The 15358-nt window shown below is 32.6% G+C and carries 11 protein-coding genes; 3 read left to right on the top strand and 8 right to left on the bottom strand.

Translation table 11 applies throughout. From position 1 onward, the window contains the following. The 4 genes from CD032_RS13665 to parE form a co-directional block, all read right to left on the bottom strand. The coding region (locus tag CD032_RS13665) for a hypothetical protein (RefSeq protein WP_438829913.1) at positions 1-89 on the bottom strand (89 nt) is incomplete at its 3' end. 385 nt (positions 90-474) lie between these two features. Then, positions 475-1920: a glutamine transporter AlsT gene (gene alsT, locus CD032_RS09705; RefSeq protein WP_103211456.1), complete on the bottom strand. Its 1446-nt coding sequence runs from the start codon at positions 1918-1920 to the stop codon at positions 475-477. A 250-nt stretch (positions 1921-2170) separates the two neighbouring features. Then, complete coding sequence (gene parC, locus CD032_RS09710; RefSeq protein WP_019467974.1) at positions 2171-4573, bottom strand: DNA topoisomerase IV subunit A; 2403 nt, start codon at positions 4571-4573, stop codon at positions 2171-2173. Next, positions 4570-6564, bottom strand: coding sequence for a DNA topoisomerase IV subunit B (gene parE / locus CD032_RS09715; protein WP_162496137.1), 1995 nt, complete (start codon positions 6562-6564; stop codon positions 4570-4572). The genes parC and parE overlap by 4 nt, the downstream gene beginning before the upstream one ends. 203 nt (positions 6565-6767) lie before the next feature. Between parE and plsY the strand changes: the two genes are divergently transcribed. Continuing rightward, a complete protein-coding gene (plsY, locus tag CD032_RS09720; RefSeq protein WP_026034743.1) occupies positions 6768-7376 on the top strand; it encodes a glycerol-3-phosphate 1-O-acyltransferase PlsY in 609 nt (202 codons plus the stop codon). A gap of 657 nt (positions 7377-8033) precedes the next feature. Next, complete coding sequence (locus tag CD032_RS09725; protein ID WP_040030121.1) at positions 8034-8330, top strand: HesB/YadR/YfhF family protein; 297 nt, start codon at positions 8034-8036, stop codon at positions 8328-8330. A 200-nt stretch (positions 8331-8530) separates the two neighbouring features. Here the strand turns inward: CD032_RS09725 and menI are convergent, their stop codons facing one another. The 3 genes from menI to CD032_RS09740 all read right to left on the bottom strand — a co-directional run bounded on the left by menI (position 8531) and on the right by CD032_RS09740 (position 13816). Further along, a complete protein-coding gene (gene menI / locus CD032_RS09730) occupies positions 8531-8992 on the bottom strand; it encodes a 1,4-dihydroxy-2-naphthoyl-CoA hydrolase MenI (RefSeq protein ID WP_019467978.1) in 462 nt (153 codons plus the stop codon). A 217-nt stretch (positions 8993-9209) separates the two neighbouring features. Further along, entirely contained in the window at positions 9210-11912 is a 2703-nt protein-coding gene (gene acnA / locus CD032_RS09735; RefSeq protein WP_040030120.1) for an aconitate hydratase AcnA, read from the bottom strand. A gap of 260 nt (positions 11913-12172) precedes the next feature. Continuing rightward, positions 12173-13816 (bottom strand): BCCT family transporter, encoded by a 1644-nt coding sequence (locus CD032_RS09740; RefSeq protein ID WP_019467980.1) that lies wholly within the window; start codon positions 13814-13816, stop codon positions 12173-12175. Positions 13817-14032: 216 nt separating this feature from the next. Here CD032_RS09740 and mscL point away from each other — a divergent pair, with 216 nt between their 5' ends. Further along, positions 14033-14380 (top strand): large conductance mechanosensitive channel protein MscL, encoded by a 348-nt coding sequence (gene mscL, locus CD032_RS09745; RefSeq protein ID WP_019467981.1) that lies wholly within the window; start codon positions 14033-14035, stop codon positions 14378-14380. Between the two features lie 246 nt (positions 14381-14626). Here mscL and CD032_RS13495 read toward each other — a convergent pair. Further along, positions 14627-15358: SbcC/MukB-like Walker B domain-containing protein (locus CD032_RS13495; protein ID WP_308446733.1), on the bottom strand; the 732-nt coding region annotated here is incomplete at its 5' end.

Genomic DNA, 15358 nt, shown 5'->3' on the forward strand with positions numbered 1-15358 from the left:
AACTTCATAAAACGCGTTTCGGGGAAACTTAGTTTTAACTTACTTTTCTTAGATTCTGTTTCTTGCTTTAAATTATCTTCATTTGACATAACATCACCAAACCTTATTTTTCAAAATATATTGATCTTTTAGCGCATAGTAAAAAATTATGCACTTTTGTGACACAATACATAACGTTTAATTTTTAAAATAACTAATGTTAATCATAACACAATGACCATTTCCCAAACATATATTTTGCCATGTTTTATTAAAATTTAACTAAACACGCATCATTCATAATAACAACTTTCAATTAAATGTATTGATGGTATATAAATAGATTAGACTAAAATATTACAGTGTATATTAAAAAGCAGTAATATAAAATCAAATGTTTAAGATGACTTTATATTACTGCATATATAAATTAATATTAAAGAAAATATGCTAATGGAGAAATATTTAAATCTTTACACCAATATTTAAACAAGATTATTTTTTCTTCATTCCCCAACTCTCAATACCAAACAAGTTAATTTCTAACTCTTCAGGTTTGAATACAGGCTTTTTGCCGGCTTTACGTTGACGTTGGTAATCATTCATAACTGCGAAAGCGATGTTGGATAAACCAATAATAGCTACTAAGTTGACAATCGCCATTAGACCCATAAATACATCTGCCGTACTCCATACCGTTTCAGTTTTCACAACTGCGCCAACGAAGACAAGCACAACAACTAAACATCTGAAAATAAATAAGACAGTTTTATTTTCCCATAAAAACTCCATGTTCGATTGACCATAATAATAATTACCGATAACGGAAGAAAACGCAAATAAAGTAATCGCAATCGTTAAGAAAATACCACCTGCACTACCTAAATGTTCATTTAATGCAGATTGTGTAACTGCAACACCTTGTGCTGCATTCTCTCCAAATTCCAATCCAGTATATAATAAAATCATTATCGCCGTTACCGTACATACTAACATCGTATCAAAGAATACGCCTAATGATTGGATCAAACCTTGTTTAACTGGGTGTGGCGCAGCAGCTGTAGCAGCAGCATTTGGCGCAGAACCCATACCAGCTTCGTTTGAGAACAAACCACGTTTAATACCTTGAAGAACGGCTGCACCAACAGCGCCTCCAGTTGCTTGTTCAAATCCAAAAGCATTTTTAACTATAGTTGCAATCATAGGTATGATTTGATCATAGTTGAATATTAATATTACAGCAACTAAACCAATATAAATAATTGCCATTACAGGCACAATTATAGAAGATAATGTTGCAATACTTCTTACGCCTCCAAATATAATAATAGCAGTAACAATAGCTAAGATTATACCAGTAACAATAGGACTTACATTATATTGCGTTTTTAATGATTCAGCTATTGTGTTTGATTGTACTGTATTAAAAACAAATGCAAATGTAACTGTAATTAATACCGCAAAAACAACACCTAACCATTTTTGGTTGAGTCCTTTAGTTATGTAATAAGCTGGCCCACCGCGATAACCACCTTCTTCATCAGGCACCTTATACACTTGCGCAAGCGTCGCTTCAATAAATGCACTGGCTGCTCCGATAAAAGCAATAATCCACATCCAGAATACTGCACCAGGGCCTCCTAACACAATTGCTGTTGCAACACCGGCAATATTACCAGTACCAACACGAGAACCTGCACTAATTGCAAATGCTTGGAATGGTGAAATACCTTTTTTTCCATTTTCTAATGTTTCAGGTTTTTCACCAATTGCTCGAAACATTTCCGGTATCCATCTTAATTGTACGAACTTAGATCCAATGGTAAAAAATATACCTGCTGTAATTAAAAGTCCAATTAAGTATTGTGACCAGATTAAATCATTCCCGACTTGAACAAATCCTTTGAACCAATCCGGAATCAAACTATCAAAATTGCTCAATTTAATCCCTCTCATCTATACAAATTAATTTTCATAGTAAAATCAAGAGATTTATAGTTTCATTCATGTTTATAAACAAAATCCAATGTTTATGTAGACATGAAAATAAATGAATCGGTAAAGTACTTATCCTAAGCTTTGCACAGCACCTTTTCACATTACTATAAATCTCTTGCTTCATTTTTGTTACACCTTATAGGTATTTTATCATTATATTGTTGTATTTACTAACAAAATTTTAAAACTAGTGTTATTTAACGCTCATATTAACAACTTCACCAAACTCTTTAACATCTACTACAAAGCTACCATTGGTATATTGTTCCGATAAATGAATATCTTTAATATTGCCGCTTTCTTCATGTTGTTTTGAATATACTGTATAAGTTGTATGATCTGGTTGAACAACGTTAGCTGCTACGATGCGATGCGGTGATTTTTTAAGCTCTTTTAATAATGTGATACCGCGCTGTGCACGTTTTGCTTTTTGTAAAATATTAAATCTTATGCGTTTTAATGAACCACGTTGAGTCGCCATCAAGATCGTGTTATTTTCATTAACGATTTGTGTTAATACAACATAGTCCTCACTTTTAAGGTTAATCGATTTAACACCAGCGGCTCTTAATCCAGTATCTGATAACTCTTCACTACTGTAAGTTAATGACATACCTTTGTGTGTTAAAACAGTAATCGTTTGTGGTTCATCTAATCTCATTACATTGATCACTTCATCATTATCTTTTAGTTTCATAGAGACAAGTGGTTTATTGTATCTTGATGTTTTAAACATAGAGACATTACTTTTTTTAATCATGCCATTTCGCGTAGCTAAAATATAAAATACATCTGGTTTAAAATCACTTTCACAATAAACATCTATAACATGCTCTCCTTCATCAATGGGCACAATCTGTGATACATGTTGTCCTAAATCTTTCCACTTAATCTCTGAAAGTTTATGAACTGGTATATAAAGATGTCTGCCTTTATTAGTGAATACTAATGCTGTATCTAATGTATTCACTTCTTGATATTTGAGCATTGTGTCCCCATCTTTTACACCTAATTCTTCGACACCACTGGCATTAAAGCTACGTAACGATGTTCGTTTTATATAACCATGTTTCGTAATACTCATAATCACATTTTCGCTTGGTACCATGACCTCTTTGTCAATCTTGATTTCACTGATTTCAGCTTCTATAGTAGATAATCGTTGCTGTTTATATTTATTTTTTATTTCGCCCAATTCTTCTTTGATAACATTCAACAAAGCATCATGGTTATCTAAAATATTTTTTAAATATGCAATTTTTGCTTTTAATTCATCATGTTCTTCTTGTAGTTGTACTATATCTGTATTTGTCAGACGATATAGTTGCAACGTAACAATAGCTTCAGCTTGTGCTTCTGTAAAATCAAACTCAGAAACCAAATTATCTTTAGCGTCTTTTTTATTTTTTGAATTTCGAATGAGTTTAATGACTTCATCTAAAATTGACAAAGCTTTCATTAGACCTTCTACAATATGCATTCTACTTTCTGCATTATCTAATTCAAAACGTGTACGCTTTGTAACTACATCAATCTGATGATTGAGATAACTATCTATAAATTGACGAATACCCATAAGAAGTGGACGACCATCACTGATTGCTACCATATTAAAATTATATGCAACTTGTAAGTCTGTATTTTTATATAAAAAATTAGCAACCGCTTCGCTATTGACATCTTTCTTTAATTCAATGGCTATTCGCAGCCCTGTACGGTCTGTTTCGTCACGTACTTCTACAATACCATCTACTTTTTTATCTGCTCGCAGTTCATCCATCTTTTTAACAAGTGAACTTTTGTTAACTTCATAAGGTAATTCAGTAACGATAAGTTCTTTTCTACCATTTCTTAATTCTTCGACATCAACTTTAGAGCGAACAACAATTTTACCTTTTCCTGTTTCATACGCTTTCTTAATACCATCAATCCCTTGAATAATACCACCTGTAGGAAAATCGGGCCCTTTGATATACTTCATCAACTGACTTACAGTGATGTTTGGGTTATCTATATACTTCAATGTTGCTTGAATAACTTCAGCGAGATTATGCGGGGGTATATCCGTAGCATAACCTGAAGATATACCTGTACTTCCATTGATTAACAAATGTGGCAATCTAGCAGGTAAGACCATTGGTTCCATTGTCGTATCATCGTAGTTAGGCATAAATGGTACAGTTTCTTTATTAATATCTCTTAATAATTCTTCTGAAATTCTGCTTAATTTCGCTTCAGTATAACGCATAGCAGCTGCTGGGTCGTTATCAATACTACCATTATTACCTTGCATTTCTATCAGAACATGTCGCAGCTTCCAATCTTGACTCAAACGGACCATCGCATCATATACAGATGAATCACCATGAGGGTGATATTGTCCGATAACATCACCGACAGTTTTTGCACTTTTACGGAAATTTTTATCAAATGTATTACCACTAGAATACATAGCGTATAAAATACGTCTTTGAACAGGTTTAAGCCCATCACGAACATCTGGTAATGCACGCTCTTGAATGATGTATTTACTATATCTACCAAATCGGTCGCCAATAACATCTTCCAGCGACAAATCTTGAATTATTTCACTCAATTCATTTCCTCCTCATCAGAATAATCCTGCTCTAGTATTTGAATTTCATTGTTATCCAGAATGCTTTGATCTTCTTGAAGACCAAATTCAACATGTTTTTCAATCCATTCACGTCTAGGAGCTACTTTGTCTCCCATTAAAGTTGTTACGCGTTTCGATGAACGTAATTCATCATCAACTTGTACTCGAATCAGCGTTCTTGTATCTGGATTCATTGTTGTTTCCCATAATTGATCAGCGTTCATTTCCCCTAAACCTTTATAACGCTGTAAACTAAATCCTTTACCTAATTTCTTTTGTAGTTTTTCTAATTCTTCATCTGTCCATGCATATTCTATTTTCTTAGAAGCACCCTTACCTTTTTCCAATTTGTATAGTGGAGGTAATGCAATAAATACTCTACCTGCTTCTACTAAAGGTTTCATATATTTAAAGAAGAATGTTAATAAAAGCACTTGAATATGTGCGCCATCCGTATCCGCATCTGTCATTATAATCACACGATTGTAATTGCTATCTTCTAATTTAAATTCATTACCTACACCAGCACCTATTGTGTGAATAATCGTATTAATCTCTTCATTTTTAAAAATATCTTCTAAGCGTGCTTTTTCAGTGTTTATAACTTTACCTCTTAACGGTAAAATTGCTTGATATTTTCGGTCACGTCCCAATTTTGCAGAACCACCAGCTGAATCACCCTCAACTAAATACAATTCTTTTTTCTCTGTATTCTTACTTTGCGCAGGTGTTAACTTTCCGGATAATAACGTATCTTTTCGTTTGTTTTTCTTACCTGAACGCGCATCTTCTCTTGCTTTACGTGCTGCTTCTCTTGCTTGTTGGGCTTTTAATGCTTTTTTAACGAGGGTTTTTGACAATTGTCCTTTTTCTTCCAAATAATATGGTAATTTTTCAGATACAACAGAATCTACTGCACTTCTGGCTTCAGGTGTACCCAATTTAGATTTAGTTTGCCCTTCGAATTGTAATAATTCCTCAGGTATACGAATTGAAATAATCGCAGTCAAACCTTCTCTTATATCATTACCATCTAGGTTCTTATCTTTTTCTTTCAATTCATTAATTCGTCTAGCATAATCATTAAACACTCTCGTCATTGCTGTTTTAAAGCCAACTTCATGAGTGCCTCCATCTTTAGTACGCACATTATTGACAAAACTCAAGATGCTTTCCGAATATTGATCATTATACTGAAATGCAACCTCTACTTCTATATCATTAGCAGTGCCAGCAAAGTTTGCTACATCGTGTAACACTTCTTTACCTTCATTTACATAACTCACAAATTCTTTTATACCATCTTCATAGTGGAAAACATCTTCTCTTTCTTTGCCAGCTCTCAAATCTTTAAGCGTAATTCTAAGATTTTTAAGCAAAAATGCTGATTCTTGTAAACGTTCACTCAACACATCATAGTTAAAAGATGTTGCTGATTTGAAAATTTCAGCATCTGGTTTAAAGGTAACTTTAGTACCTGTTTTTCTAGTTTTACCTTGTTTTTCTAATCCCGTAGTTGGTATACCACCATGACTAAATAGCTGTTTATAGATAGCACCATCTCTGTATATTTCTACTTCTAACCATTCACTTAATGCATTTACAACTGATGCACCTACACCGTGTAGACCGCCTGAAGTTTTATATCCACCTTGTCCAAATTTACCGCCTGCATGAAGTACTGTAAATATTACTTGAACAGTAGGTTTGCCCGATGTATGAATTCCGGTTGGCATCCCACGTCCATCATCTTCTATAGTAATACTTTCGTCCTTATTTATTGTAACTAATATTTCATTACCAAAACCGTTTAATACTTCATCGACGGAATTATCGACAACTTCATATACTAAATGATGTAATCCTCTTTTATCGGTAGAACCAATATACATACCAGGTCTTTTTCTTACGGCTTCTAACCCTTCCAAAACCTGAATGGAATCATCCGAATATTTATTTTGTTTGTTCATTGCCAATCGTTTCGCCCTCCTACAAACGTACGTTCGTTTTTAAAACTATACATTAGTTATTCTTATATAAATCTTGATAAATTGCAAGTATCAAATTAATATTTAAACCGTGTTTTACTACAGTTATAAATTTTTATTCGTCTAACCGAGGTCATATATGGTAAAATAATTTTAATGTCATTAAAGGATGTGGATTATGTATGATGATGATAATTATCATGTTAATTTTAAGTTATCTCATTGGTGCTTTCCCAAGTGGCTATGTAATAGGTAAATTATTTTTCAAAAAAGATATTAGACAATTTGGTAGTGGGAATACAGGCGCAACAAACAGTTTTAGAGTATTAGGAAAACCTGCAGGATTCCTAGTTACATTTTTAGATATATTTAAAGGGTTTATTGTTGTGTTCTTACCACTATGGTTACCAGTGCATGCAGACGGTGCTATTAGTACATTTTTCACAAATGGACTCATCGTAGGCGCATTCGCTATTCTAGGTCATGTTTACCCAGTTTACCTTGGATTTAAAGGTGGAAAAGCGGTTGCCACAAGTGCTGGTGTTATACTCGGAATCAATCCTATATTATTACTCATTTTAGCAGCGATTTTCTTCGGCATACTTTATTTAACAAAGTATGTATCATTATCGAGTATCATAGCATCAATTTGTTGTGTTATCGGCGCACTATTAATCCGAGATTATATCTTACTAGTCGTGAGTTTTGGTGTAGGAGTTCTATTAATATTTAGACACCGCACAAATATTGTTAGAATATTTAAAGGCGAAGAACCAAAAATTAAATGGATGTAACTATTACAAAAGTCATTAGCAATCAATAACAAAAATAGTAAACATACTCAGACTGGGACAATCTATTGCCACAGCTACTGATAAGTAAAAAACGAATATTTGGCAAATAGAAAATGATGGGACATAAACCTATTCATTAGTCAGTTTGCTCTTATAGTGAAACAGAAATCTTTAAAATAGACTTCTGCTTCACTATTTTTTATTCATTAAATTAAGGATTTATAACTCAGACTATTATTATATTATTATTTTTTACTTATTATAATCCAAGTAAAGCGTATGAATAGGATTTTCTCTTAAAACGAGCATTTTAAAACAAAATTTATAAAACATGACTTAACATTTATGGAATAAATGCGCTTCTCCCAATTCTATATTCATAAACAATAACATCTATCGTTCATTTAATATTATTTAAATTTTAATCCTTATAATCTTGTTGTTTCATTATGCCTCACTAATCTACAACGTGACTAAATATCTTCGTTTTCACGCTGAAACATGATTGAACAATTTGAATTCAAAGAAAATTATACTTAAATATGATATACTACTTTTATTATTACTCAAAATTGGGTAATAACTATAGTACTAATTTAAAAATTAGTAACCAATGGTCACAAGCTATAACTTGTGAAATGAGAGGGGACTTTAATTATGGATATAAAACTTTCAGATAACGCTGTATCTTGGTTTAAAGATGAACTTGATTTACCTGAAGATAACAAAGTCTTACAATTTTTCGTTCGCTATGGTGGAGAATTCCAATTAAAACAAGGATTTAGCCCTGCATTTAGTGTTGATCAAAAAGACGATGTAGAAATTGGTTACGAAAACCATTTCGATGGCTTAGATGTAGTAATTGCCGAAAAAGACTTATGGTATTTTGAAGACCATGATTTATTCATAGACATCAATGATAGTGTCGATGAAATTGCTTATTCTGCTAAATAATAATAGAACTCAAAACACATAACACAATTTATAATTCATATATTAATATATACTTAAAAAGAGCCTGGTTCCATTCCAGGCTCTTTTTATCAATCATTTTTATCATGCATTTGTACACTTCAAAAATACATAGCAAATGTATTGATGTATATAAATACAAATGTCATACATTGAATTATGCATTTATACATCTAACTAAATTAAAGTATGCCATTTTTCACTTCAAATGTTTCTCCAGCTTGATTTCTTTTATCTACTTCTGCATACATAGCATGCCATTCCGGAAAATATCTATCTAATCTAATAGGCTTAAAGTTGTCCTTTCTAATACAAGTCAAAACAGTTGAACCTGTAGTAGCTAAATCGCCAGCCTCGTTGTATACTTCATAACAATAAATTGATCTTAAACGTGTATATTTTTCAACCCATGTCTTAATTTTAACAGTTTCAGGATACTGTATTGTTTTTATATATTTAATATCTAAATCTGTAACGGGAGAAATAATACCAGACTCTTCCATTGCTTTATAGCTAAAACCTAATTTTGATATATAATCTGTGCGTGCAACCTCAAACCATGTTGGATAATTACCGTGATAAATAACACCCATTTGATCTGTTTCTGCATAACGTGAAGGAATTTCTGTAATACTATAAATCATTTTAAACGTCCTCTTTTCAATTGTTCGAATTACTTATATCTAAATATTAACATAAAAATGAAAGCAAGGCAGAAAACACATTTTAAAATCATTTCTACAGACTCACCTAGCAATAGTTAAAACCTTTAAATTTTTAACAATATATGTTTAGCGTACATAAAAATAAGACTGAGACACAAAAGATTGTCTCAGTCTTAACTATATTCATAATGAACAGTTAATTTGCTAATTTATTTCTTAATACTAATTGTAAAATACCGCCATTACGATAGTAATCAATTTCTACATGTGAGTCGAAACGTGCAACTGCTTCGAAGTCAATAACTTCTCCATTTTCTTTTTCAGCAGTTACTTTTACTAAATCATGTGGTTTTACACTTTCATCGATGTCTACTGAAATCGTTTCTGTACCATCTAGGCCTAAACTATCAGCAGATTCGCCATCTTTAAACTGTAAAGGTAACACACCCATCATAACTAAGTTAGAACGGTGAATACGTTCATAACTCTGAGCAATTACAGTTTTAACACCTAGTAAATTTGTACCTTTAGCTGCCCAGTCACGAGAAGAGCCCATTCCGTAATCATTACCAGCTAATACTACTAAACCAGTACCATCTTCTTTATATTTCATCGCTGCATCATATATAGGCATTTGTTCACCAGTAGGCCAGTAAGTAGTGAAACCACCTTCTGTACCTGGCGCTAATTGGTTTTTAATACGAATATTAGCAAAAGTACCACGAACCATTACCTCATGGTTACCACGACGAGAACCATAAGAGTTAAATTGACGAATAGGTACGTCATGATCTAATAAATATTTACCCGCTGGTGTATCTTTACCGATAGCACCTGCTGGAGAAATATGGTCAGTCGTAACAGAATCTCCAAATTTACCCATAATACGTAAATTATTTAATGATTTAATATCATCAGGTTCTTTAGATAAGTTTTGGAAGAATGATGGATTTTGAATATAAGTTGACTCTGGATCGAAATCATATAATGGTTGGTCTGTTACATCGATTTCATTCCACATTTCATTATTATTATAAACAGTTTCATATTCTTCTTTAAACAATTCAGGAGTAACAACACTGTCTACAGTATCTGCTACTTCTTTAATTGTTGGCCAAATATCTTTTAGGTAGATATCTTCACCATTTTTCCCTTTACCTAATGGCTCATTTTGTAAATCAATATCAACTGTACCTGCAAGTGCATATGCAACTACTAATTGAGGTGATGCCAAATAGTTAGCTTTTACTAACGGATGAATACGTCCTTCAAAGTTACGGTTACCTGATAAAACAGATGTTACAAGTAAATCTTCTTCAGCAATCGCTTTTTCGATTTCTTCTAATAATGGACCTGAGTTACCGATACATGTTGTACAACCGTACCCTACTAAATTAAATCCTAAGTCATCTAAATATTCTTGTAAGCCAGAATCTCTTAAATAACCTGTAACAACTTTAGAACCTGGAGCTAATGAAGTTTTAACATATTCAGGGACTTTTAAGCCTTTTTCAACTGCATTTCTAGCTACCAAGCCAGCACCCAACATAACATATGGATTTGACGTATTCGTACATGATGTAATTGCTGCAATAGCAAGGTCACCTGTAGTCATTTGTGTTTTAGATCCATCTTTAAATTCAATTGTTGCTGTTTTATCAAATTCACTTTCATCAAAACCATGACCCTGGTTACCAGCAGGCGCAGTAACAGATTTTTCAAATTCTTCTTTCATATCACTTAAGAAGATTAAATCTTGAGGTCGTTTAGGGCCTGAAAGTGAAGCTTCAACTGTAGCTAAATCTAATTCAACTACATCTGTATAATCTGGTTCATCTTTATCAGCAGTAAAGAACATATTGTTTTCTTCTAAATATTTTTCAACTAATTCAATTTGTTCTTCTGAACGACCAGTTAAACGTAAATATTTTAAAGATTCTTTATCTACAGGGAAGAAACCACAAGTTGCACCATATTCAGGCGCCATATTTGCGATTGTAGCTCTATCTGCTAATGGTAGCTGTTCTACACCTGGGCCAAAGAACTCAACAAATTTACCAACAACGCCTTTTTTACGTAATTCTTGAGTTACACGTAAGGCTAAATCCGTTGCAGTAGCACCTTGAGGTAACGCATTGGATAATCTTACACCAATTACTTCAGGAATTGGGAAATAAGAAGGTTGGCCAAGCATACCAGCTTCGGCTTCAATACCACCTACACCCCAACCTAATACACCTAGACCATTAATCATAGTTGTATGTGAGTCAGTTCCTACTAATGTATCAGGAAAAGCAACTGTTTCTCCGTCTACTTCACGTGCGTGAACAACGTTTGCTAAGTACTCTAGGTTTACTTGGTGTACAATACCAGTTGCTGGTGGAACAGCACTATAGTTAGCAAATGCTTTAGTAGCCCAATTTAAGAATTGATAACGTTCGTAGTTTCTTTCAAATTCTAATTTCATATTTCTTTCTAGCGCATCTGGATTCGCATAGCTATCTACTTGAACTGAGTGATCAATAACTAAATCCACTGGCACTTCTGGATTAATTTTATTTAAGTCTCCCCCAACATCATTCATAGCTTTACGTAATGACGCTAAGTCTACAACTGCAGGTACACCAGTGAAATCTTGTAAAATTACACGAGATGGTTTGAAAGGTACTTCACCTACTGTACCTTTATTGAATTCAGACAATGCTTTAATGTGATCTTCAGAAATAACAAATCCATCTTCTTGTCTCAATTCAGATTCTAATAAAACTCTAATCGAATATGGCAATTTGGATATTTTAGTTAAACCTTGTTCTTCTAAAGTTTTTAAATCATAGTATGTGTATGATTTCCCATTTAGCTCGAATGACTTTTTCGCTTGCTCTTTTAAATTAGAAGCCATATAAATCCCCCTTGAAATTTTTAGTAATTATATGCCGTTAATTAAATTGTATAATTATATGTAACTTAAAACAACTACCTACCATTATAAACATCTATAATTTAGATTTGAATTTACAATCAGTATGTATAAGCAAAACTTATCACAAGTGCATCGTGTAATAAGTTATTATTATTAATTGAGAATCATTATCACTAATTAAGTGCAATTAAACTTAAACAAAAAAACTGAGAGCCTTCTTCGGCCCTCAGTTTTCAAGCTTATTTCTCTGATTTTTCAGCGTCTCTTAACGGCGCTCTTCTATTGATTATATCATCTTCAAAATCTTCTTGTTGATATTGCACATAATCTTGTAGTCTATGTTTGTTAGGCGTTAAAGTTAAACCTAAGAATTTACGTTCTTTATTCGCATCTTTGTAGAATGAAATCATCATCATTATAACTACAAAGGAGAATGGTAACGCACTGATTATGGCAGCACTTTGAATTGCATTTAAAGCATCTGCACCATTTCCTCCACCTGCAAATAATAACACGAAAGCAATTAATGACTGGGCAATACCCCAAGTCACTTTAACAACATTTGAAGGTTCTAATGAACCAAATGTCGTTTGCATACCTAATACAAAGGTTGCAGAGTCGGCAGATGTAATAAAGAATGATGCAATGAGTACTAGCGCTATCAACGATAATATAATACCAAATGGTATTTCATTAAACACGCCAAATAATTGAGTTTCAGCTGTCATATTAAATAGTTCAGGATTTTTCTTACCAGTTTCAATGCCTAGTACACCAAATACGCTGAACCATACAAAACTTACTAAAGCAGGTACTAAAAGTACACCACCAATAAATTCACGTACTGAACGACCTTTAGAAACACGCGCTATAAAGATACCTACGAATGGGCTCCAGCTTAACCACCAGCCCCAATAGTAAAGTGTCCAGCTAGACATCCATTCACGTTTTTGTGGGTTTTGAGCCGCTGTATCAAAAGTATTAAATAGGAATGAATTTAATAAACTACCTGTTGAACTTGTCATCATATTTAATATCAATACAGTTGGTCCAATAATCAAGACTGCAATCATTAGAACTGCACCTAAACTAATATTTAAATTACTTAAGTATTGGATACCTCTACTTAAACCTGACCATGCACTCATTAAGAATAGAATCGTAACGATCACAATAATGATTGCCTGTACCCAAATTGTATTTGGTACACCAAATAGATAATTCAAACCACCATTGATTTGTAATGCACCCATACCTAATGAAACAGCAACACCGACAACTGTAGCAAATACTGCTAACACGTCAATGATTGTTCCAATTGGACCTTCTACTTTGTTGCCTAAGATAGGGCGTAACGTTCTTGAGATAAGTCCTGGTTCTCCTTTTCTAAACTGTGCGTAAGCAAGTGCTAATGCAACGACACCGTAAATAGACCACGCATGGAATCCCCAATGGAAGAATGTAGAACGTAATGCTTCAGTATATGCTGCAGTTGTTTTAGGTTCCGCATTTGGCGGTGCAGCAAAATCTGCCATAGGTTCAGCAGCACCATAGAACACAAGACCTATACCCATACCAGCACTGAATAGCATCGCAAACCAAGATATAGTATTAAACTCTGGTTTATCATTTGGTTTACCGAGCTTTAATTTTCCAATAGGGCTAAAAATTAGGAAAATACAGAAGAAAACAATAAACGTTGTAAGAATTAAGTAATACCAACCCAATTTATCAGTAATCCATAGTTTGATTGTGTTTGTAACATTGTCAAATTGTTCTGGAACAATTGCCCCGATTAAAACAACTATACCAACAATAATCGCGCTATAAATAAATACTGGGGATATCTTCTTACCGTTTGGTTGATTTTCAGAAGAATTCACAATTAATTACTCCCTTTCATATTCATATTAAATTTTTAAATCTAAATAGAAAATTTGCAAAAACAAATTTATTTCTATTTTTTAGTTTAACCATTCATAAGAATAACAAACATCTATGTTAATATCAAATTCACTTTTAAAAAGTATTTTCTTAATTTAATAAATATAGTATAATAATATTTATATTAAAAAATTTAATTAAGAGAGGTTATTAATATGCTACAAGAATTTAAAGATTTTGCATTAAAAGGAAATGTCTTAGATTTAGCAGTAGCTGTAGTTATGGGTGCAGCTTTCAACAAAATTGTAACAGCTTTGGTTTCATATATTATTATGCCATTAATCGGTTTAATATTCGGTACCGTTGATTTTGCCAAAAGTTGGTCCTTCATGGGTATCAAATACGGGATGTTTGTACAATCGATTATAGACTTTATTATTATTGCATTTGCATTATTTATATTTGTTAAAATTGCAAATACATTAATTAAACAAGAAGAAGAAGAAATTGAAGAAAATACAGTATTATTAACAGAAATTCGTGATTTATTACGTGAAAAATAATAAGCAGCAACAAAAACACTATTTAGTTATCTCATATTAGTGTAAGCATGAGGATATACATCCTTATATGATAGACCCGTAAATGAATTTTGAAAATTCATTTACGGGCCTTTTTTATCTATAATTCCTAATTTTGTTTTCTTATATTCATCAAACTGTGCAATCTATCTCTTAGGTATTTATAGCTTTAAGATTTAAAAAATAGTGAACTTACTTTGTCAAAAAGCAGTTCACTATTTTTGGTTTTTATTGTTTTATAAAGTTTGTTGTACTTTGGTATTGCTCAGTTTGCACTTCTAAAATAAGTGGAATACGTTGTTTTAGTTCGCTAACATGAGAAATAATTCCAACCATTCTACCAGAAGATTTTAAACTAAGTAGTGTATCCAAAGCAGTTTCCAGCGTTTCCTGATCTAAGGTACCAAATCCCTCGTCTATAAACATAGAATCTAAAGCAATTCCACCAGATTCTTGTTGCACCACTTCACTCAAACCTAATGCCAGCGCTAAAGAGGCTTGGAAGGTTTCCCCTCCCGATAACGAGGTGATATGTCTCTTTTTATTAGAGTGAGAATCAAATACATCTATTTCCAAACCACTATACCCTTTTGAAGTTTGTTCTCTTCTAACTAATTGATACCTTTCACCCGTCATCAATGATAAGCGTTGGTTCGCATGAGCAAGTATTCGTTCTAAATAATATATTAAAACAAAATTTTCCAAAGTTAATTTTTGTTCATTTTTTCCAGATAATACTTCTGCTAATTGAAAAACTTCTTGTTGTTCTTGTAATTCTTTTTCTAAATGATTTATAACAGCATAAATATTATCGATTTTCTTATTGTTAAATTCAAGCTTATAATTATGTTGACTTAACATCGATTTAGCTTGATCTAGTTGTATTTTTTCTTGTTCAAAATCTTTTTTTAATTGAGAAATATCACGTAATTCTTGGTTATTAATTTCTGCTTGTAGTTG

Origin of the sequence: Staphylococcus cohnii subsp. cohnii, assembly GCF_002902365.1 — a bacterium.
In the GTDB taxonomy this organism is placed as follows: domain Bacteria; phylum Bacillota; class Bacilli; order Staphylococcales; family Staphylococcaceae; genus Staphylococcus; species Staphylococcus cohnii.

Bases quoted from the DNA above. Each gene is read 5' to 3' on its own strand.
- parE (WP_162496137.1), bottom strand. From the start codon at position 6,564: ATGAACAAACAAAATAAATATTCGGATGATTCCATTCAGGTTTTGGAA.
- plsY (WP_026034743.1), top strand. From the start codon at position 6,768: ATGATGATAATTATCATGTTAATTTTAAGTTATCTCATTGGTGCTTTC.
- CD032_RS09725 (WP_040030121.1), top strand. From the start codon at position 8,034: ATGGATATAAAACTTTCAGATAACGCTGTATCTTGGTTTAAAGATGAA.
- menI (WP_019467978.1), bottom strand. From the start codon at position 8,992: ATGATTTATAGTATTACAGAAATTCCTTCACGTTATGCAGAAACAGAT.
- acnA (WP_040030120.1), bottom strand. From the start codon at position 11,912: ATGGCTTCTAATTTAAAAGAGCAAGCGAAAAAGTCATTCGAGCTAAAT.
- mscL (WP_019467981.1), top strand. From the start codon at position 14,033: ATGCTACAAGAATTTAAAGATTTTGCATTAAAAGGAAATGTCTTAGAT.